This is a genomic window from Allobosea sp. (genome assembly GCF_017308015.1).
Lineage (GTDB): Bacteria > Pseudomonadota > Alphaproteobacteria > Rhizobiales > Beijerinckiaceae > Allobosea.
Genome location: NZ_JAFKFW010000013.1, coordinates 45,804 through 64,377, shown reverse-complemented (window position 1 = coordinate 64,377; position 18,574 = coordinate 45,804). Strand labels below are relative to the sequence as shown.

Genomic DNA, 18,574 nt, shown 5'->3' with positions numbered 1-18,574 from the left:
CCTCCGAACACCTTTCCCGACGATATCCAAGGACAAGCGATGCCGATCAGGCTCGACGACAGGGATGCCGGCTTCGCCGCGGGCTTCGCGGCGCTGCTCTCCGTCAAGCGCGAGGTCTCGGAGGAGGTCGACCGCATCGCCGCCGACATCATCGCCGAGGTTCGCGAAAAGGGCGATGCGGCGCTGATCGACTATACCTCCCGCTTCGACGCGCTCGTCCTGACGCCGCAGACCCTGCGCGTCTCGGAAGCCGAGATCGACGCGGCCGTCGCCGCCTGCTCGCCGGAGTTGCTCGCGGCGCTGGAGACGGCGCGCGAGCGCATCGAGACCTATCACCGTCGCCAGAAGCCCACCGATTCCTGGGTCGAGGACGCTGCCGGTGTCGGCGCCGGCTGGCGCTGGAGCGCGGTCGAGGCGGTCGGGCTCTATGTGCCCGGCGGCACGGCGAGCTATCCCTCCTCGGTGCTGATGAACGCTATTCCGGCCAAGGTTGCCGGCGTGCCGCGCATCGTCATGGTCGCGCCGACGCCGCGCGGCGAGACCAATCCGCTCGTGCTCGCGGCCGCCCGGCTCGCCGGCGTCGACGAGGTCTATCGTATCGGCGGCGCGCAGGCCGTCGCCGCGCTCGCCTATGGTACGGCTTCGATCGCACCGGTCGCCAAGATCGTCGGCCCCGGCAATGCCTATGTCGCCGCTGCCAAGCGTCGCGTCTTCGGCCAGGTCGGCATCGACATGATCGCCGGCCCCTCGGAAGTGCTGGTGATCGCCGACCGCAGCGCCAATCCGGACTGGATCGCCGCCGACCTGCTGGCGCAGGCCGAGCATGACGTCTCCGCCCAATCGATCCTGATGACGGACGATGCAGCACTCGCCGCCGAGGTCGAGAAGGCGGTGGCCACTCAGCTCGCGACGCTGCCGCGGGCGGAGATCGCCGGCAAGAGCTGGCGGGAATTCGGCGCGATCCTGCTCGTTGCCGATCTTGAGGCCGCGGTGCCGCTGGTCGATAGGCTTGCGCCCGAACATCTGGAGATCATGACGGCCGATCCGGACCGCCTCGCCGGGCTGATCCGCAATGCCGGCGCGATTTTCCTCGGCGGCCATACGCCGGAAGCGATTGGCGACTATGTCGGCGGCCCCAACCACGTCCTGCCGACCGCTCGCTCGGCCCGCTTCTCGTCGGGTCTCGGCGTCGGCGATTTCATGAAGCGGACCTCGCTCCTGAAATGCGGCCCCGAGGGCCTGCGCGTGCTCGCTTCCGCCGCCACGCAACTGGCCGAAGCCGAGGGCTTGCAGGCGCACGGCCGATCCGTGACGATCAGGTTGAATCTCTAGAGTATCGCGCGAGAAAGCGGGAACCGGTTTTCCGCAAGAGCAATACCCTAAGGCTTAGTGATACCGGCTCCGTTCGACAGACGGTGCCATGGCCGGAGGAGCGATGTCCGACGTCTCGACTGCCCCCACCAAGCGCCTGGTGGGCCTGACCCTCGACGAGAATTCCCTCGGCCGCGGCACGCCCGATCAGGAGCACGAGCGCGCCGTCGCGATCTACGATCTGATCGAGCGCAACAGCTTCGTCATCCCCGAGCACGACGGGGGGCCGTATCTGGCGCACCTCGCGATGGTCGAGCGACGCCTCGTCTTTGAGATCAAGGCGGCGGATGGCGCGCCTGTCGTGACGCATCATCTCTCGCTCAGCCCGTTCCGGCGCATCATCAAGGACTATGAACTGGTCTGCGACAGCTATTACGCGGCGATCAGGACCTCGACCCCGGCGCAGATCGAGGCGATCGACATGGGGCGGCGCGGCCTGCATGACGAGGCCGCCGGTATCCTGGCGGAGCGGCTGGCCAATAAGGTCGAGGTCGATTTCGACACGGCGCGCCGCCTCTTCACGCTGATCTACGCCTTGCACTGGAAGGGCTGACGCGCTTGGAGCCGCCGCGTAAGGTGCAGAGCGTGCTCTTCATGTGCGCGATGAATGCTGTGCGCTCGCCCATGGCGGAAGCCCTGGCCAAGCATTTTTTCGGCAAGTCGGTCTATGTCCAGTCGGCCGGTGCTCGCAAAGGCGAGGCAGACGGCTTCGCGCAGACGGTGCTGGAGGAGATCGGCATCGATCTGAGCCGCCACAAGCCGAAATCGATCGAGGAACTGGAGGAGTGGGAAGGGCTCAATTTCGACCTGATCATCACGCTCTCGCCGGAAGCGCACCATAAGGCTCTGGACCTGACAAGAACCCATGCGGCCGAAGTGGAATACTGGCCGACGGTCGATCCCACCGTGTTCCAGGGCTCGCGCGAGCAGAAACTCGATGCCTATCGTGATGTCCGGGACGGCCTGACCAGGCGGATCAAGCAGCGGCTCCAGGGTTAGAGCATATTCGAGGGAGACGGATCCGGTTCGCGTGAAGAAAATGCGATGGAACGGAAACTGCTTCAGGCCGGTGCCTTGTCCTGAGACTGCATGCCCTCCTGGCTTGAGATCGCGAAAGCCGTGGGATATCCACCTTGCTGCGCCATCGCAAAAATTCAATCAGTAATTGTAAAAATTGCCTCCTGCGGCTGAGGCGGTTATGGGCCGGATTGTTTGTAAAATGTATCAAAAAAATCAACAATTGTATAAAATGCCGCTTATAGCGGTGAAATCCTTCAGTTTTGCGGAGAGAGACAAACGGTAGGATTGCAATTGAATGCAGCGTAGGATTGTAATTTTCTCTCGTTCATGAATGATGCGCAGCTTGCGGGCCGAGCAGTCGACCCTCGGTCCGAACGAACGGGTTAAGCGAAATTTTACGCAGCTACGGTTGCTTCGCCTGGACGCCGCCGTTGCCCCGAGTGATCCCTGCCAATGCCTTCGACTTCTCCAGCGGAACCTGGTGCGGCGCCCGCGGAACGCTTGTCCCCTGCCGGCGGTCTCTTCGTCGGACTGGTCTGTCTGCTGGTCAGTTTCGGGGCCCTTGCGAGCCTGCCGGCGGCAGCCGACGGCACCGAGCCGGTGGCGATCGTCTTTCCGCCCTGGACCGATGGCGCGGAAGCCGTGGCGCTGAGCTTTGCAGCCGGTCATCGCGTCCTGCGTAGCGGCCGTTTGAGTGCAGTCGTTGTCGTGGCCCCGACGCTGAGCGGGCAAGCACCTTCCCTGCCGCAAGGCGCGTGGTTCTCCGTCGTTCTGGCTGGCCTTGCCGGATGTCTCGACCGCCCCGGCCGAACAGGTGCATCGTCATGATCTGGACGTTGTCGGCAGTGCGCCATCGGGTCGCGCAGGCCCTGCTTGCGCTCGGGCTGCTTCATCTGCCGTTGCTCGCACTGTCCTTCTGGGCCAACGGGGCCTCAGGCATCGTCCCGGTGCTGATGGCGACGCTGGCGGTCATTGCCGCCGTTCTGGTTTATCGCCTGGCGGGTCCCGCGATCGTGACTCAACTCGTCATCGCGTCTGTGCTGATCGGGCAGGTCTCGATCCTGGTTTTCAGCTTTGCCGGCCATTCCTGGCAGCCGGACATCCACATGTATTATTTCGCGGTGTTGGCGCTGCTGGCCGGCTTCTGCGACTGGCGGCCGATCCTGATGGGTGCCGTGCTCACGGCTGCGCATCATCTCGTGCTGCAATATGTCCTGCCTGCGGCCGTGTTCTATCAGGGCGGCAGCCTGCTGCGCGTGCTGCTTCATGCCGTGATCGTCGTCATCGAGACGGCGTTTCTCGCGGTCTTCGCCGTGGTGTTGCAGCGCATGTTCGCCGTGAACGAGCAGAATCTGGCGCGGGCGCAGGAAGTGGCGGAGCGCGAACGGATCGCCGGTGAGAAGGAGCGCAATCTCGCCGAAGAGCTAGGTCGGCGTGCCGAGATGATGCGAGATGTCGTCGCCGGCTTCCGCTCGCAGATGGAGCAGGCGATGGCCGTGCTCGACAATTCCGCTGCGGCGATGACGACCGAGGCCGGGGCGCTGACCGAGACCTCCGATCATGTCCGGCGCCAGACCGCGATGGTCTCCGATTCCGCAGCCGGCACGATGGACAGCATCGACCATCTCTCGGCCGCCAGTACGGAGCTCGTCGCCTCCATCAGCGAGATTGGCCGCAATGCCGGACAATCTGCCGATGGCTCGAAGGCCGCGGCGGAGCTCGCGCGGCGCGCCAGCGCCGAGATCGAGCATCTCGCGCAGAGCAGCGAGAATGTCGGCGCAGTCGTCGAGATCATCCGTGGCATTGCCGCCCAGACCAGCATGCTGGCGCTCAACGCCACGATCGAGGCGGCCCGCGCCGGCGAGATGGGCCGCGGCTTCGCGGTCGTTGCCAGCGAGGTCAAGACGCTCTCGGCCCAGACCGCCAGGGCGACCGACGAGGTCTCGCATCAGATCGGTGCGATGCAGCAGGCGTCGCAGCGCTCGCTCAAGGCGATCCGCGATATCGTCGTGGCAATCGGCGAGGTGGAGAGCGTAGCCGATGCAATCGCGCTCTCCGTTGACGAGCAGAGCCGCGCCACCGCCGAGATCGCGCATCAGGTCCGGTTGTCCTTCGAGGGTGCGCAGCGCAGCGCCGACGTTGCCGGAGGTTTCGAGGTCATGACCCGCCAGACACATGGCGCCGCCCAGCAATTGCAGAGTGCCGCCAGCACGCTCGCGCAGCAGGCGCAGGACATCCGTCAGGAGGTCGCGAGCTTCTGCGGGCGGGTCGCTACGGCCTGAGAATTTTACCAGGCGCGGCCGGGACCGACGGGCCCGATACCGAGGAAACTGCCGAGGCTCGCCGCGATATCGGCGAAGCTGCCACGACGCCCGAGCGGCTCTGCCCCGATGCCCGGGCCGAAGGCCAGGATCGGCACATGCTCGCGCGTATGGTCGCTGCCGGGCCAGCTCGGATCGTTGCCGTGATCGGCGGTGACCACGGCAATATCGCCCGGCCTCAAGGCCGCTTCGATATGGGGTAGATGGCGGTCGAAGGCCTCCAGTGCCGCCGCGTAGCCCGGGATATCGCGCCGGTGGCCGAACTCGGTGTCGAAATCGACGAGATTGACGAAGCAGAAACCGCCATCCGGCAGGCTGTCCCAGGCCTCAAGCGTAGCATCGAGCATGGCCGCATTGCCGTAGGGCTTGATCTCGGTGCCGGTGGCGCGATGGGCGAAGATGTCGCCGATTTTGCCGACGGTGACGACCGTGCGTCCTTGCGCCGTCAGGCGGTCGAGGATCGTCTCGTCCGGCGGCGGAATGGCGAAATCCTTGCGGTTGCCGGTGCGGGTGAAGCCTTCTTCCGGCGATCCGACGAAGGGCCGCGCGATGACGCGACCGATCCGTAGGGGATCGACGAGCCCGCGCACGGTCTTGCAGAGCGCATAGAGCCGGTCGAGCCCGAAATGCTCCTCATGCGCAGCGATCTGCAGCACGGAATCGACGGAGGTATAGCAGATCGGCTTGCCCGTCTGGATATGCTCAGGACCGAGCTCGTCGATGATCGCGATGCCTGACGCGTGCTTGTTACCGAGGATGCCGGGAAGGGCGCCTTCCTTGATGATGCCGGCGATCAGCTCGGGCGGGAAGGCATTCTCGTGATCGGTGAAATAGCCCCACCGGAACGGCACCGGGCAGCCGGCGATCTCCCAATGGCCCGAAGGCGTGTCCTTGCCCTGGCTGATTTCGACGCCATAGCCCCAGCGCCCTTCGGGGCTGGCGGGCTTCGTTATGCCGGCCAGCCGCCGGCCGGTCGAGGCTTCGCAGGCATGGGCGAGGCCAAGACGCACGAGGTTCGGCAGTTGCAGCGGCCCGCGACGCAGACCCTCGCGGTCGCCGCGCCCATCGGCGCAAGCCTCGGCTATATGGCCGAGCGTGTCGGAGCCGGCATCGCCATAGGCGGCCGCATCGGCCGCTCCGCCGCAGCCGACCGAGTCCAGCACGATCAGGAGCGCCCGCGCCATGCTCAGCTCCTCACCGCGCTGTCATTGGCGGTATCGAGATTGAGCGCCGCCGCCAGCAGCGCCTGGGTGTAGGCCTCGCGTGGCGATGTGAAGATCGCCTCGGCCGGGCCTTCCTCGACCACCTTGCCGTTCTGCATCACCACCACCCGGTGCGACAGCGCCCTGACCACCTTCAGGTCATGGCTGATGAAGAGATAGCCCAGCTTACGCTTGCTTTGCAGCCCGCGCAGCAATTCGACGATCTGCGCCTGCACGGACATGTCGAGCGCCGAGGTCGGCTCGTCCAGCACGACGAATTTCGGATTGAGCGCCATCGCTCGCGCGATCGCGATCCGCTGGCGCTGGCCGCCGGAGAACTCGTGCGGGTAGCGATCCATCGCCGCGGGGTCCAGGCCGACGTCGACCAGTGCCTGCGCCACGATCGCGCGGCGTTGCTGATAGCTCAGGTCCGGCTGCTGGATGGCGAGCCCTTCGGCCACGATCTCGGCCACCGACATGCGAGGCGAGAGCGAGCCATAGGGGTCCTGGAAGACGACCTGCAGGTCCTTGCGCTTCGGCCGCACCTGCTTGCTGGAGAGCCCGTCGATCCGGTCACCCAGGAAGACGATCGGCCCTTCCGAGGCGGTCAGCCTGAGGATGGCGAGGCCGAGCGTGGTCTTGCCCGAGCCGGATTCGCCGACGACGCCGAGCGTCTCGCCCTCGCGGACCTTGACCGAGATGCCGTCGACGGCCTTCACATGACTAGTCGTACGGCGCAGCAGGCCGGACTTGATCGGGAACCAGACCTTGACCGGCCCGGCCTCCAGCAGCGTCGCAGCGTCAGCCGGGACAGGGGAGGGGCGGCCCTTCGGTTCCGCTGCGAGCAGGCGCTTGGTGTAGTCGTGCTGCGGGTTGCCGAAGATCTCGGCGACGGGACCGTGCTCGACGATCTTGCCCTTCAGCATCACGCAGACCCGGTCTGCGATGCGCCGGACGATGCCGAGGTCATGGGTGATGAACAGCATCGCCATGCCGAGTCGGCCCTGCAGCTCCTTCAGCAGCTTCAGGATCTGCGCCTGCACGGTGACGTCGAGCGCGGTGGTCGGCTCGTCCGCGACCAGCAATTCGGGCTCGTTGGCGAGCGCCATCGCGATCATCACGCGCTGGCGCTGGCCGCCCGAGAGCTGGTGCGGATAGGCATCGAGTCGGCTCTTCGCGTCGCGGATGCCGACGAGGTCGAGCAGTTCCAGCGTGCGGGCTCGCGCCTTCTCGCCGCGCAGGCCCTTGTGCAGCTCGAGGATCTCGCCGATCTGTCGCTCGATCGTGTGGAGCGGGTTGAGCGAGGTCATCGGCTCCTGGAACACCATGGTGATGTCGTTGCCGCGCACCTTGCGCATCGCGTCCTCGTCGGCCGCGATCAGGTCCTGCCCGTTGAACAGGATCTTGCCGGAAGGGTGATGCGCCGCCGGATAGTTCAGCAGTTTCAGGATCGACAGCGCCGAGACCGATTTGCCGGAACCGGATTCGCCGACGAGCGCCAGGGTCTCGCCCTTGGCGATCGAGAAGGAGACGCGGTCGACCGCGAGCGTCTCCCGCCCGCCTTGGCGGAAGGCGACGGAGAGGTCTTCGACGGAAAGGAGGGGCGCGGTCATGCGAAGGTCTTCCGCGGGTCGAAGGCGTCGCGCACGGCCTCGCCGATGAAGATCAGCAGCGACAGCATCAATGCGATCACGATGAAGCCGGATAGGCCGAGCCAGGGCGCCTGCAGGTTCGCTTTGCCCTGCGCCAGCAATTCGCCGAGCGAAGGCGATCCCGGCGGCAGGCCGAAGCCGAGGAAGTCGAGCGAGGTCAGCGTGGTGATCGAGCCGTTGAGGATGAAGGGCAGGAAGGTCAGCGTCGCCACCATCGCGTTGGGCAGCAGGTGCCTGACCATGATGGTGCGGTTGGAGAGGCCGAGCGCGCGGGCCGCGCGGACATATTCGAAATTGCGGGCCCGCAGGAACTCGGCGCGCACGACGCCGACCAGCGCCACCCAGGAGAACAGCAGGAGGATGCCGAGCAGCACGAAGAAGCCCGGCGTGATGATCGCCGCGACGATGATCAGCAGGTAGAGCGCGGGAATCGAGGTCCAGATCTCGATGAGGCGCTGGAAGATCAGGTCGGTCCAGCCACCGAAATAACCCTGGATGGCGCCGGCCGCGATGCCGATCACCGAGGAGAAGGCACAGAGGATCAGCCCGAACAGCACGGAGATGCGGAAGCCGTAGATCAGGCGCGCGACCACGTCGCGGCCCTGGTCGTCGGTGCCGAGCCAGTTCCATTCGAGGTCGCGGCAGGTCGCACCGCCCGTACGCTCCGCGATCGCCCTGCACTGTTCGTCCTTGAGCAGCCAGGTCGGCGGGGCGGGGGCCGGCACCGGCAGGTCGAGATTATGGGTGCGGTAGGAATAGCGGATCGGCGGCCAGATCGCGAAGCCGTTGGCCGCGATCTCCTTGGCGATGACCGGGTCGCGATAATCGGTCGTGGCGAGGAAGCCGCCGAACTTCTCCTCCGGATAGTTCACGGCGACCGGGAACAGCCACTCGTCCTTGTAGCGCACGACGAGCGGCCGGTCGTTGGCGATGAACTCGGCGAAGAGGGTCAGCATGAACAGCGCGAGGAAGAGCCAGAGCGACCACCAGCCGCGCTTGTTGGCCTTGAAGTTGTTGAACCGGCGCCGGTTGATCGGCGAGAGCTTGAGCCAGCCCTGCTTGGCTTCAGCCGGCGCGAGCGGAATATCGCTGCGCAGGGCCGGCGGCGGGGCGTCGATCAGCGTGTCCATGCTCACGCCTCCCGGCTCTCGAAATCGATGCGGGGATCGACCCAGCTATAGGTCAGGTCGGTGATCAGGTGCACGACAAGGCCGATCAGCGAGAAGATGAAGAGATTGGCGAAGACGACCGGATAGTCGCGATTGACGATCGCCTCGAAGGAGAGGAGGCCGAGCCCGTCCAGCGAGAAGATCGTCTCGATCAGGAGCGATCCCGCGAAGAGCGCATGGACGAAGGCGCCGGGAAAGCCGGCGATGACGATCAGCATCGCGTTTCGGAAGACATGGCCGTAGAGCACGCGCCGCTCGCTTAAGCCCTTCATCCGGGCGGTCAGGACGTATTGCTTGCGGATCTCGTCGAGGAAGGAGTTCTTGGTCAGCAGCGTCGAGGTGGCGAAGGCGCCAAGCGCCATGGCCAACACCGGCAGGGCGATATGCCAGAGATAGTCCTTCGCCTTGCCGAACAGGCTGAGATCGGCCCAGTTGTCGGAGGTCAGGCCGCGCAGCGGAAAGATCTGCCAGAACGAGCCGCCGGCGAAGAGCACGATCAGCAGGATCGCGAACAGGAAGCTCGGGATGGCGTAGCCGACGATGACGACGGCGCTTGTCCAGGTGTCGAAGCGCGAACCCTCCTTCATCGCCTTGCGGATGCCGAGCGGGATCGAGATCGCGTAGGAGATCAGCGTCATCCACAGGCCGAGCGTGATCGAGACCGGCAGCTTCTCCTTGATGAGCTGGAGCACCGGCGCGTCGCGGAAATAGGAGCGGCCGAAATCGAAGCGCGCATAGTCGCCGAGCATCTTCAGGAAGCGCTCATGCGCCGGCTTGTCGAAGCCGAACTGCTTCTCAAGCTCCTTGATGAAGGCGGGGTCGAGCCCCTGCGCGCCACGATAGGCGGCACCATCGCCCTGCGCGCCGGCATCGCCACCCTGGCCGCCGCCGACGCGGTCGGCCGCGCCGCTATTGGGGTTCTGGAGCTGCGAGATCACGCGCTCGACCGGTCCGCCCGGCGCGAACTGCACGATGACGAAGGAGACGAGCAGGATGCCGAACAGGGTCGGCACCATCAGCGCGAGGCGCCGGGCGATATAGCTCAGCATGCCTCGCTCACGCCTTTCCGATCCGCTTGGCCTTCTCGGCGTCGTACCACCAGATGCCCGGCGCGCCGGACGAGTATTTCGGCTTGGTCGCCGGCCGGTCGTACATGTCCCAGTAGGCCAGCCATTCCTCGTCGTTCCACCACATCGGAATCCAGTAGCGCCCGGCGCGCAGCAGGCGGTCGAGGCATTTCGCGGCGACGATGCAGTCGGCATAGGTCTTGGCCTGGCCGATGGATTGGATCATCGCGTCGATGGCCGGGTGGCTGATGCCGCCGACATTGCGCGAGCCCCTGGTCTTCGCCGCTTCCGAACCATAGACGATACTCAGCGTGTCGCTCGGGATCGATCCGCCCGAGAGCGCCCGGCTGATGATGTCGAAATCGAATTCGTCGAGGCGGCGCTGATACTGCGCGGGGTCGACGAGGCGCGAGGTGGCGTTGATGCCGAGCCGCTTGAGATTGGCCTGGAAGGGCTGCGTGTGCGGCTGCAAAGCGGGGTTGGAGTCGAGGAACTCGATCTCGAAGGGCTGGCCGTTCGGCAGTTTCATGACATTGCCGTCGCGCTTGCAGCCGGCAGCGCGCAGCATTTCGTCGGCCTTGCGCAGCAGGTTGCGGTCGCTGCCGGAACCGTCCGAGACCGGCGGCAGGAAGGGCTCGCCGAAGACCTCGTCGGGGACCTTGCCGCGCCAGGGTTCCAGCAGCTTCAGTTCTTCAGGTGAAGGCTTGCCGACCGCCTTCGAATCCGAATTTTCGAAATAGGACGTCATACGCTCGAACGAGCCGAACATGATGTTCTTGCGCGTCCACTCGAAATCGAAGGCCAGGCCCAGTGCCTCGCGGATGCGCGGATCGGCGAATTTCTCGCGCCTTGTATTGTAGACCCAGCCCTGCGAACCGACCGGCTCGGTCTTCGGCAGGGTCTCCTTCTTGACCTTGCCCTCCTGCACGGCCGGGAAATCGTAGCCCGTCGCCCAGATGCGCGAGGTGAATTCCTCCTGGAAGGTGATGGCGCCGCCCTTGAAGGCTTCGAACGCCACCTGCCGGTCGCGGAAATACTCCCAGCGCATCCGGTCGAAATTATTGGTGCCGATATTCACCGGCAGGTCTTTCGCCCAGTAGTCCGGCACGCGCTCGAACTCGATGAACCGGCCCTGTTCGAGGCGCCCAACCTTGTAGGCGCCGGAGCCCAGCGGCGGCTCCAGCGTCGAGGCTGTGAAGTCCCGCGTCGACCAGTACTTTTCCGAGAAGACCGGCAGGCCGGCGACGACGAGATGCAGGTCGCGCCCGCGCTTCGGCGAGAATTTCGCGACGAAGATGTCGTCGCCCTCCGCTTCCGCTGAGACGAGTTCGTTGAGCAGCAGGCGATAGGATGGATGACCCTTCGCCTTGAGGATGTTCATCGAGAAGGCGACGTCGCGGGCCGTCACCCGCGAACCGTCATGGAATTTGGCTTCGGGTCGCAGGCGAAAGCGATAGGTCAGCTTGTCCGCGGAGACCGCGACGCTCTTCGCCAGCAGGCCGTAGGCGGAGCCCGGCTCGTCGCCGGAGCCGGCCATCAGGCTGTCGAAGCAGGCATCCATACCAGCCGCGCCGTCGCCTTGCAGCACATAGGTGTTGAGCGTGTTGAAGGTATCGAAGCTCTGGTTCCCGCCGCCGCGCTTGATCTGGACGGTGATGGAACCGCCCTTCGGCGCCTTGGGGTTCACATAGGCGAAATGTGGAAAGTCAGGCGGCAGGGCGAGCTCGCCGAAGGTCGAGAGCCCGTGCGATTCGACATCCTGCGCCAGCGCTGTTCCGGGAAGCTGGGGCAGGGCGCCCGCGGCGGTCGCGGCTCCTGCTGCTTCCAGCAATCTGCGGCGTGTGATGCGCATCGCCATCGTTTCGCGTCTCCGTCTGATTCGCCGTTGTCCTGTGTCGCCTGCGCGGAAGGCTACGGCAATGGCTGGCAGGAGGCGGATTGTGCGGGGCTGCGCAGGGCGGGAGCAAGACGGAGAAATGAAAAAGCCGGGCAAAGCCCGGCTTCGTGATCGTGGATAGGCCGCTCGTCTCTGCCTCAGGGCTTCGGCAGGGGCTTCGGCGCGTCGGCCAGCGTGTTCAGGTAGGCCACGACATCGGCGCGGGTCTCGGGCTTGGCGATGCCGGCAAAGGCCATGATCGTACCGGGCACATAGGCCTTCGGGTTCTTCAGGAAATGATCGAGCGCGTCGGCATCCCAGGTCTTGTCGTTGCGGCCCTTCATCGCGGCCGAGTAACCGAAGCCGGCGACCGAGCCCTCGTTGCGGCCGTAGACGTCGAAGAGATGCGGACCCACCTTGTTGGCGCCGCCCTTCTCGAACGTGTGGCAGGCCTTGCAGGCGGCCGTCGCCTTTTCGCCCTTGGCGGGGTCGGCCTTGGCGAGGCGCACCGCGATCGGCTCCTCGGCTGCGGGCGCGGCGGCCGTGGCGCCGCCGGCGGCCGGTTCCTCGCTTGGCAGGTCGAAGCCCGGCACTGCCGGCTTCTGCGGCGCGAAGACGATACCGGCCGTCATGCTGAGACCCATCACGACAAGCAGCGTCGAGAGAACCGCGCCGGCGATCTTGTTGGCTTCGATGTTCATCGTATCCGAACCCTGGGTGCCCTCCGCGGCCGAGGCCCGGGAGACGAGATAGCGCTTGGCCGGAGTCTTGAAAGGCTCCAGCTTCCGCCGTTGCTTAACCGCTTTGCGCGCTTCATTGCAACTCGTATAAGCACGCACCGTTTGAGACTTTTTGCCGCCACCGGCTTTCACCGGCGGCAGCCCAGCCGAGCACGCTTCAGAAAATGGCCCGTCCGCTGATCCTGATCCCCGCCCGCATGCAGGCGACGCGCTTGCCCGGCAAGCCGCTCGCCGACATCCATGGCGAGCCGATGATCGTCCATGTCTGGCGGCGTGCGGTCGAATCGGGCGCCGGAGACGTCGCTGTCGCCACGGATGCGCCGGAGATTGCGGCCGCGATCGAGGCGGCCGGCGGCAAGGCGGTGATGACCAGCGCCGATCACCAGACCGGCTCGGACCGGATCAAGGAAGCAGCAGATATCCTCGACCCTGACAGGCATTACGACATCATCGTCAATGTGCAGGGCGATTTTCCGACGCTGGCGCCCTCGGCCATCGCCGCTGCGGTGAAGCCGCTCGCCGATCCGGCTGTGGATATCGCAACGCTGGCGGGCGTGATCGACGACGAGGAGGAGAAGACGGCGCCGAGCGTCGTGAAGCTCATCGGCAGCGAGATCGCGCCCGGCCACATGCGTGCGCTCTACTTCACCCGGGCGACGGCGCCCTCGGGCGAGGGACCACTTTACCATCATGTCGGCCTCTACGCCTATCGCCGCGCCGCGCTCGACCGTTTCGTCAGCCTGCCGCAGTCGCCGCTGGAACTGCGCGAGAAGCTGGAGCAATTGCGCGCGTTGGAAGATGGCATGCGGATCGACGTCATGGTCATCGACCATGTGCCGCGCGGCGTCGACACGCCTCCTGATCTCGATCGTGCCCGCGCGATCCTGAAATCCCGCTAGAGCCATCCTGGCGGGGCCGATAGCGGTTTCGCCGGTGCAATGGCGGATAACAAGAAGCTGAGGAGCCAGAAGTCGTCCCATGTCCTTCGTCGTGTCTTATCAGGGTGAGCCCGGAGCCTTCTCCTCGCAGGCGGCCCTCCAGGTGTTTCCGGACTGCGAGCTTCTGCCCTGCGCTACCTTCGAGGACGCGCTTGCGGCGGTGAGCGACGGCAAGGCCCGCTACGGCATGATTCCGATCGATAATTCGATCGCCGGCCGTGTCGCGGATATCCACCACCTGCTGCCGCGTTCGGGGCTGCACATCATCGGCGAGCATTTCCTGCCGATCCGCTTCCACCTGATGGCGGCGAAAGGCGCGACGCTGGCGACGATCCAGACCGTGCAGAGCCATATCCACGCGCTCGGCCAGTGCCGGAAGATCATCCGCAAGCTCGGCCTCAAGGCCGAGGTCGCGGCTGACACGGCCGGCTCCGCCCGTCAGGTCGCCGAGGCCAATGATCTTACGCGTGCTGCCATCGCCCCGCGGATCGCGGCGGAGGTCTATGGTCTCGACATCCTGATGGAGGACATCGAGGATGAGAAGCACAACACGACCCGCTTCGTCGTACTCTCGAAATATCCGGAATACGCGCGTCAGGGCGGGGCGAAGACCGTCACGACCCTGATGTTCCGCGTTCGCAACATTCCCGCGGCGCTCTACAAGGCGATGGGTGGCTTCGCCACCAACGGCATCAACATGACCAAGCTGGAAAGCTACATGGTCGACGGCCATTTCTCGGCGACGATGTTCTATGCCGATGTCGAGGGCCATCCCGACGATCCGGCGCTGCGGCGCGCGCTCGACGAGCTCTCCTATTTCTCCAAGGAGATGAAGATCATGGGCGTCTATCCCGCCAACGACTTCCGCTCGACGATCGAGGAAGCCGGCGAGTAAGACGCAAGTCCGGAACCTCTCCGTTCGTCGAGGGGCAAAGGCCCGTTCGGAAATGCGGGTCATCCCGGCACAGTCAGGTCCGGGATGACGGCGTGTTCAGCCGATGAATGGGAGCCGCGGGTGGCGGCGCTTAGTCGCTGACGTCTTCTCGCCCGTCGATCGCCATCAGCGTCGCGGTTAGCAGGGCGACGAGCTTCTCCTGCCCGCCAGACTCGGCGAAGACCTTGGCCTGAGCCAGCGTCAGCGTTCGACCGGCCTTCACGACTTCGCCACGTGCAATGATACGCTCGCCTGCGGCGGGCGCGACCAGATTGATCTTGAATTCCGTGGTGAGCACGCCGCGTCCGGGCGGCATCATGCTCAGAGCCGCGTAGCCGGCGGCGGAATCGGCGATGGCGCTGACGGCGCCGGCATGGACGAAGCCGTGCTGCTGGGAAACCGTCGGACCCGGCGTCAGGACGATCTCCACGAAGCCCGGTGTAACCGCGCCGAGACTTGCGCCCAATGTCGCCATCAGGCCCTGTTTGGCAAAGCTCGTCCCGATGCGCTGCTCGACACCCCGTAGTTCAGAGGACATGTTTCGCTCTCCCGGGGCAGGATCGGGCGGATCAGATGCGTTCGCCTTCCACTGCCCAGGCCCGCACCAGCGTATTGGCGATGGCGATGTGCTGCGGGCAGGCGAGCCCATCGGGATGCTTGCCCTCCAGCATCTGCAGCACCTCCTCGCGCGGGAACCAGCGGCCCTCTTCCAGCTCGGTCATGTCGAGTGTGATCTCGTCGCCGAGAGCTTCCGCGATGCAGCCCATCATGATCGAGGAGGGGAAGGGCCAGGGCTGCGAGGCGAGATAGCGGACGCTGCCGACCCTGAGGCCGGCCTCCTCCCAGCTCTCGCGCCGGACCGCGTCTTCGATCGTCTCCCCCGGCTCGACGAAGCCGGCGATACAGGAATACATGCCCGGTGCGAACCGGGCCTGACGCGCCAGCAGGCAGGCATCGCCGCGCGTCACCAGCATGATCACGACCGGGTCGGTGCGCGGGAAATGCAGCGCGCCGCAAGATGTGCATTCTCGCCGCCAGCCCGAGGCGCCGGCAACCGTCGGCCCGCCGCACTGGGCGCAGAAACGGTGGCGGGCGTGCCAGTCGAGCACCGCCTTGGCCTCGCCGAGCGGGCCCGCCTCGTCCTCCGGTACGATGCGCTTCAGCGCGACCGAGCGCAGATCCGTGACGAACAGCTCCGCCCGCTCCTTCAAAGGCTCGACCAGGGCCTTGTCGAGCAGGCGCCCGAAGCGGGGCGTTCCGTCCTCGGCCAGCCCCATGAAGATTTCCTCGGCCGCCGCACCGAGCATCTCGGTTTCGCCATGGCTGAACCAGACGGTCAGCGCCTCGCCGTCGAGGCGCTTCAGGATCGGCGTCTCGCCGGCGACGACCGCGATCCGCGTATCCGAACGGTGGCGCAGAGCCGTTACCGCATCGGGCTTGTTGCGCAGGTCTTCGCGCCGGTCGAGCCGGTTGATCGCGAAGCCGGTAAGGGAGGAGCGTTCGCGGCGGGGCGGGGCGTCGTTCATGCCTTGGGTCTAGACCCGCGACGCCATGCCGCGCAAGCGCGTCTCACGCTTCCCCGCGCCCGCGCAGAAGGTGGATGATGCCGGAGAAATCCGTGCCACCCTCGCCCCAGGCATTGTGCAGTCCGAAGAGCTGCGCCGCGGCCGCGCCGAGAGGGGTCGAGGCGCCCGCGGCCTGCGCGGCTTCCTGCGAAAGCTTCAGGTCCTTCAGCATCAGCGCCGAGGCGAAACCGGGCTTGTACTCGTTGTTGGCCGGCGAGGTCGGCACCGGCCCCGGCACCGGGCAATAGGTCGTCAGCGACCAGCACTGACCCGACGAGGTCGAGGCGACGTCAAACAGCGCCTGATGCGACAGTCCGAGCTTTTCGCCGAGTACGAAGGCTTCGGAGACGCCGATCATCGAGATGCCGAGAATCATGTTGTTGCAGATCTTGGCCGCCTGTCCGTTGCCGGCGCCGCCGCAATGCACGATCTTGCGGCCCATCTTGGCGAGGATCGGTTGGCCTTTGGCGAAGGCATCCTCCGTACCGCCGACCATGAAGGTCAGCGTCGCGCCTTTGGCGCCGCCTGTACCGCCGGAGACGGGAGCATCGAGCGAGAGGCAGCCGCGCTCGCCCGCCAGCGCATGGGCCTTGCGGGCGCTCTCGACATCGATGGTCGAGGAATCGATCAGCACCGTTCCGGGCTTCACCGTTGGCAGGATGTCGGCCCAAACGGCGAGAACGTGCTTGCCGGCAGGGAGCATCGTCACCACGACCTCCGCCTCGGCCACCGCCTCTTTCGCCGAACCGGCGATGCCGACGCCCATCTCGGCGGCAGCGTCCTTCGACGCCTGCACGAGGTCGAAGGCTTTGACGCTATGCCCCGCCTTGACGAGGTTCGCGGCCATCGGGCCGCCCATATTGCCGAGGCCGATGAAGGCGATGTTGGTCATGTCGTATCCTCCCGTCGTTCTTGGTGTCATCCCGGGCCGTGCTAAGAGCAGCCGCGGGATCGCATCGGAAAAGAGCTTTCTCGTCTTGTTGTCCCGGATCGCCGACCCGCGTCAGTTCCCCTTCGACCGGCCCACCAGTCCGCGTGCGACGATCATGCGCATGACCTCGTTGGTGCCCTCCAGAATCTGGTGGACGCGCAGATCCCGGACGATCTTCTCAATCCCGTAATCGGCGAGATAGCCGTAGCCACCGTGGATCTGCAGGGCGTCATTTGCGACATCGAAACCGGTATCGGTCGCGATGCGCTTGGCCATGGCGCAGAGCTTCGTCGCGTCCGGCGTCTTGGCATCGAGCGCGGCGGCGGCGCGCCAGAGCAGGCTACGCGCTGCTTCAAGCTCCGTCGCCATGTCGGCGAGCTTGAACTGAAGCGCCTGGAAATCGGCGATCGCGCTGCCAAAGGCCTTGCGCTCCCGGGCATAAGCCAGAGACCGGTCGAGTGCTCCTTGTGCACCGCCGAGCGAGCAGGCGCCGATATTGAGACGGCCGCCGTCGAGCCCGGCCATGGCGATCTTGAAGCCGATGCCCTCGGGGCCGAGGCGGTTCGCCACCGGGACGCGGCAATTCTCGAGGATCACGGCCCGCGTAGGCTGGGCGTTCCAGCCCATCTTCTTCTCGTTGGCACCGAAGGAGAGGCCGGGCGTGTCCTTCTCGATGACGATGGTCGATATGCCGGAAGGGCCGGCCTCGCCGGTGCGGGCCATCACCACATAGATATCGGAGACCCCGGCGCCGGAGATGAACTGCTTTTGTCCGTCGAGGACATAGTGATCACCGTCCAGCACGGCCCTGGTCTTCAGTGCGGCGGCATCGGAGCCGGCCCCGGGCTCCGTCAGGCAGTAGCTCGCCAGATGCTCCATCGTGCAGAGCTTGGGCAGAAAGTTCTGGCGCTGCTCGTCCGAGCCGTAGCGGTCGATCATCCAGGCGCACATGTTGTGGATGGAGATATAGGCCGCCACCGTCGGGCATCCCGTCGAAAGCGCCTCGAAGATCAGGGCGGCGTCAAGCCGGGTGAGGCCCGAGCCGCCGACATCGTCGCGGATATAGATGCCGCCCATGCCGAGCGCCGCGGCGGCGCGCATCTCCTCGACCGGGAAATGCTTCTCCTCGTCCCAGCGCGCGGCATGGGGCGCCAGCGCCTCGGCGGCGAAGTCCTGCGCCATGTCGCGGATGGCGATCTGGTCCTCTGTCAGGGAAAACGGGCTCAAGGCTTGCGCTCCTGCTGGCTTGGGGCGGTAATCCGCGGCTTTGCAGCCTGGGGACGCTGTGCCTGCGGATAGGCCCCGTCGTAAGGTTTGGCCCGGCCGCGATGCGGAGACCGGGCCGAGTCGAGGGCCACGAAATCCTCGACCGACGCAGGCTCGCCTGCTTTGCCGACGAAGACGCGGGGTCCCTTGTCGGTCACGACAACGTCGCCATAGGCGAGATCGCCGCCGAGGAAGCTCTCGACGGTTACCGGCGGAGGCGGTGGCGGCGGCAGGCTGGCTTCCAGCTCCCGCCGCAGCCGGTTTCCCTCGATGATGCGCGCGACATGCGCCTTACTGCGCTGGCGGCTTTCCTCGATCCGTCTTTGCCAGAGCCTTTGGCAATGGCTGCGCTGGGCATCGTCGAGGGTCAGGTGCTCGACGATGCCTGTTTCGCAGAGGGCATCGCCGGGCGAGGTGGGCGGCGGGGCCTCCTGCGGAAAGGCCGGCATGGCCAGGCCGCAGAGAAGGGCGAGCGACGATGCGATGATCCGCAGCGGTCGCTCCATGGCCTCCTCCGTCGGT

General features: G+C 65.9%; 18 protein-coding genes. 7 read left to right on the top strand and 11 right to left on the bottom strand.

What is annotated here, in order from left to right; translation table 11 throughout:
• Positions 1-39 precede the first annotated feature (39 nt).
• The 5 genes from hisD (at position 40) to J0I42_RS12550 (ending at position 4,673) form a co-directional block, all read left to right on the top strand.
• On the top strand, positions 40-1,332 hold the full coding sequence (gene hisD, locus J0I42_RS12570; RefSeq protein ID WP_291655183.1) for a histidinol dehydrogenase: 1,293 nt from the start codon (positions 40-42) through the stop codon (positions 1,330-1,332).
• A 103-nt stretch (positions 1,333-1,435) separates the two neighbouring features.
• The gene (locus tag J0I42_RS12565) at positions 1,436-1,924 is read left to right on the top strand and encodes a UPF0262 family protein (protein WP_291655181.1); all 489 of its coding nucleotides are present in this window, start codon (positions 1,436-1,438) and stop codon (positions 1,922-1,924) included.
• A 41-nt stretch (positions 1,925-1,965) separates the two neighbouring features.
• Positions 1,966-2,370: an arsenate-mycothiol transferase ArsC gene (locus J0I42_RS12560; protein ID WP_291655259.1), complete on the top strand. Its 405-nt coding sequence runs from the start codon at positions 1,966-1,968 to the stop codon at positions 2,368-2,370.
• A gap of 522 nt (positions 2,371-2,892) precedes the next feature.
• Positions 2,893-3,219, top strand: coding sequence for a hypothetical protein (locus J0I42_RS12555; protein WP_291655180.1), 327 nt, complete (start codon positions 2,893-2,895; stop codon positions 3,217-3,219).
• Positions 3,216-4,673 carry a methyl-accepting chemotaxis protein gene (locus tag J0I42_RS12550; protein ID WP_291655179.1) on the top strand — a complete coding sequence of 486 codons (1,458 nt, stop codon included), beginning with the start codon at positions 3,216-3,218 and terminating at the stop codon, positions 4,671-4,673. The genes J0I42_RS12555 and J0I42_RS12550 overlap by 4 nt, the downstream gene beginning before the upstream one ends.
• Before the next feature lie 5 nt (positions 4,674-4,678).
• Here the strand turns inward: J0I42_RS12550 and J0I42_RS12545 are convergent, their stop codons facing one another.
• The 6 genes from J0I42_RS12545 to J0I42_RS12520 form a co-directional block, all read right to left on the bottom strand.
• Entirely contained in the window at positions 4,679-5,896 is a 1,218-nt protein-coding gene (locus J0I42_RS12545; RefSeq protein ID WP_291655178.1) for a phosphopentomutase, read from the bottom strand.
• A gap of 2 nt (positions 5,897-5,898) precedes the next feature.
• Positions 5,899-7,527: an ABC transporter ATP-binding protein gene (locus tag J0I42_RS12540; protein ID WP_291655177.1), complete on the bottom strand. Its 1,629-nt coding sequence runs from the start codon at positions 7,525-7,527 to the stop codon at positions 5,899-5,901.
• A complete protein-coding gene (locus tag J0I42_RS12535) occupies positions 7,524-8,696 on the bottom strand; it encodes an ABC transporter permease (RefSeq protein ID WP_291655176.1) in 1,173 nt (390 codons plus the stop codon). The genes J0I42_RS12540 and J0I42_RS12535 overlap by 4 nt, the downstream gene beginning before the upstream one ends.
• A gap of 2 nt (positions 8,697-8,698) precedes the next feature.
• Positions 8,699-9,784, bottom strand: coding sequence for a microcin C ABC transporter permease YejB (locus J0I42_RS12530; RefSeq protein ID WP_291655174.1), 1,086 nt, complete (start codon positions 9,782-9,784; stop codon positions 8,699-8,701).
• 7 nt (positions 9,785-9,791) lie between these two features.
• A complete protein-coding gene (locus tag J0I42_RS12525; RefSeq protein WP_291655173.1) occupies positions 9,792-11,660 on the bottom strand; it encodes an extracellular solute-binding protein in 1,869 nt (622 codons plus the stop codon).
• 176 nt (positions 11,661-11,836) lie between these two features.
• Positions 11,837-12,379, bottom strand: a complete 543-nt coding sequence (locus J0I42_RS12520) for a c-type cytochrome (protein ID WP_291655172.1) — start codon at positions 12,377-12,379, stop codon at positions 11,837-11,839.
• A 203-nt stretch (positions 12,380-12,582) separates the two neighbouring features.
• Here J0I42_RS12520 and J0I42_RS12515 point away from each other — a divergent pair, with 203 nt between their 5' ends.
• Both J0I42_RS12515 and J0I42_RS12510 read left to right on the top strand, forming a co-directional pair.
• A complete protein-coding gene (locus J0I42_RS12515; RefSeq protein WP_291655170.1) occupies positions 12,583-13,317 on the top strand; it encodes a 3-deoxy-manno-octulosonate cytidylyltransferase in 735 nt (244 codons plus the stop codon).
• A 79-nt stretch (positions 13,318-13,396) separates the two neighbouring features.
• Positions 13,397-14,251, top strand: a complete 855-nt coding sequence (locus tag J0I42_RS12510) for a prephenate dehydratase (RefSeq protein WP_291655169.1) — start codon at positions 13,397-13,399, stop codon at positions 14,249-14,251.
• Positions 14,252-14,381: 130 nt separating this feature from the next.
• Here the strand turns inward: J0I42_RS12510 and J0I42_RS12505 are convergent, their stop codons facing one another.
• The 5 genes from J0I42_RS12505 to J0I42_RS12485 form a co-directional block, all read right to left on the bottom strand.
• A complete protein-coding gene (locus J0I42_RS12505) occupies positions 14,382-14,828 on the bottom strand; it encodes a PaaI family thioesterase (protein WP_291655167.1) in 447 nt (148 codons plus the stop codon).
• A gap of 31 nt (positions 14,829-14,859) precedes the next feature.
• A complete protein-coding gene (nudC, locus tag J0I42_RS12500; protein ID WP_291655164.1) occupies positions 14,860-15,816 on the bottom strand; it encodes an NAD(+) diphosphatase in 957 nt (318 codons plus the stop codon).
• A gap of 43 nt (positions 15,817-15,859) precedes the next feature.
• Entirely contained in the window at positions 15,860-16,747 is an 888-nt protein-coding gene (gene mmsB / locus J0I42_RS12495) for a 3-hydroxyisobutyrate dehydrogenase (protein WP_291655162.1), read from the bottom strand.
• A 111-nt stretch (positions 16,748-16,858) separates the two neighbouring features.
• Complete coding sequence (locus J0I42_RS12490) at positions 16,859-18,013, bottom strand: isobutyryl-CoA dehydrogenase (protein WP_291655161.1); 1,155 nt, start codon at positions 18,011-18,013, stop codon at positions 16,859-16,861.
• Positions 18,010-18,558: a hypothetical protein gene (locus J0I42_RS12485; protein ID WP_291655160.1), complete on the bottom strand. Its 549-nt coding sequence runs from the start codon at positions 18,556-18,558 to the stop codon at positions 18,010-18,012. The genes J0I42_RS12490 and J0I42_RS12485 overlap by 4 nt, the downstream gene beginning before the upstream one ends.
• Positions 18,559-18,574: the final 16 nt, after the last annotated feature.

Coding starts and splice junctions, on each gene's coding strand:
- hisD (WP_291655183.1), top strand. CDS start 40: ATGCCGATCAGGCTCGACGACAGGGATGCCGGCTTCGCCGCGGGCTTC.
- J0I42_RS12565 (WP_291655181.1), top strand. CDS start 1,436: ATGTCCGACGTCTCGACTGCCCCCACCAAGCGCCTGGTGGGCCTGACC.
- J0I42_RS12560 (WP_291655259.1), top strand. CDS start 1,966: ATGTGCGCGATGAATGCTGTGCGCTCGCCCATGGCGGAAGCCCTGGCC.
- J0I42_RS12550 (WP_291655179.1), top strand. CDS start 3,216: ATGATCTGGACGTTGTCGGCAGTGCGCCATCGGGTCGCGCAGGCCCTG.
- J0I42_RS12545 (WP_291655178.1), bottom strand. CDS start 5,896: ATGGCGCGGGCGCTCCTGATCGTGCTGGACTCGGTCGGCTGCGGCGGA.
- J0I42_RS12540 (WP_291655177.1), bottom strand. CDS start 7,527: ATGACCGCGCCCCTCCTTTCCGTCGAAGACCTCTCCGTCGCCTTCCGC.
- J0I42_RS12535 (WP_291655176.1), bottom strand. CDS start 8,696: ATGGACACGCTGATCGACGCCCCGCCGCCGGCCCTGCGCAGCGATATT.
- J0I42_RS12530 (WP_291655174.1), bottom strand. CDS start 9,784: ATGCTGAGCTATATCGCCCGGCGCCTCGCGCTGATGGTGCCGACCCTG.
- J0I42_RS12525 (WP_291655173.1), bottom strand. CDS start 11,660: ATGGCGATGCGCATCACACGCCGCAGATTGCTGGAAGCAGCAGGAGCC.
- J0I42_RS12520 (WP_291655172.1), bottom strand. CDS start 12,379: ATGAACATCGAAGCCAACAAGATCGCCGGCGCGGTTCTCTCGACGCTG.
- J0I42_RS12515 (WP_291655170.1), top strand. CDS start 12,583: ATGGCCCGTCCGCTGATCCTGATCCCCGCCCGCATGCAGGCGACGCGC.
- J0I42_RS12510 (WP_291655169.1), top strand. CDS start 13,397: ATGTCCTTCGTCGTGTCTTATCAGGGTGAGCCCGGAGCCTTCTCCTCG.
- J0I42_RS12505 (WP_291655167.1), bottom strand. CDS start 14,828: ATGTCCTCTGAACTACGGGGTGTCGAGCAGCGCATCGGGACGAGCTTT.
- nudC (WP_291655164.1), bottom strand. CDS start 15,816: ATGAACGACGCCCCGCCCCGCCGCGAACGCTCCTCCCTTACCGGCTTC.
- mmsB (WP_291655162.1), bottom strand. CDS start 16,747: ATGACCAACATCGCCTTCATCGGCCTCGGCAATATGGGCGGCCCGATG.
- J0I42_RS12485 (WP_291655160.1), bottom strand. CDS start 18,558: ATGGAGCGACCGCTGCGGATCATCGCATCGTCGCTCGCCCTTCTCTGC.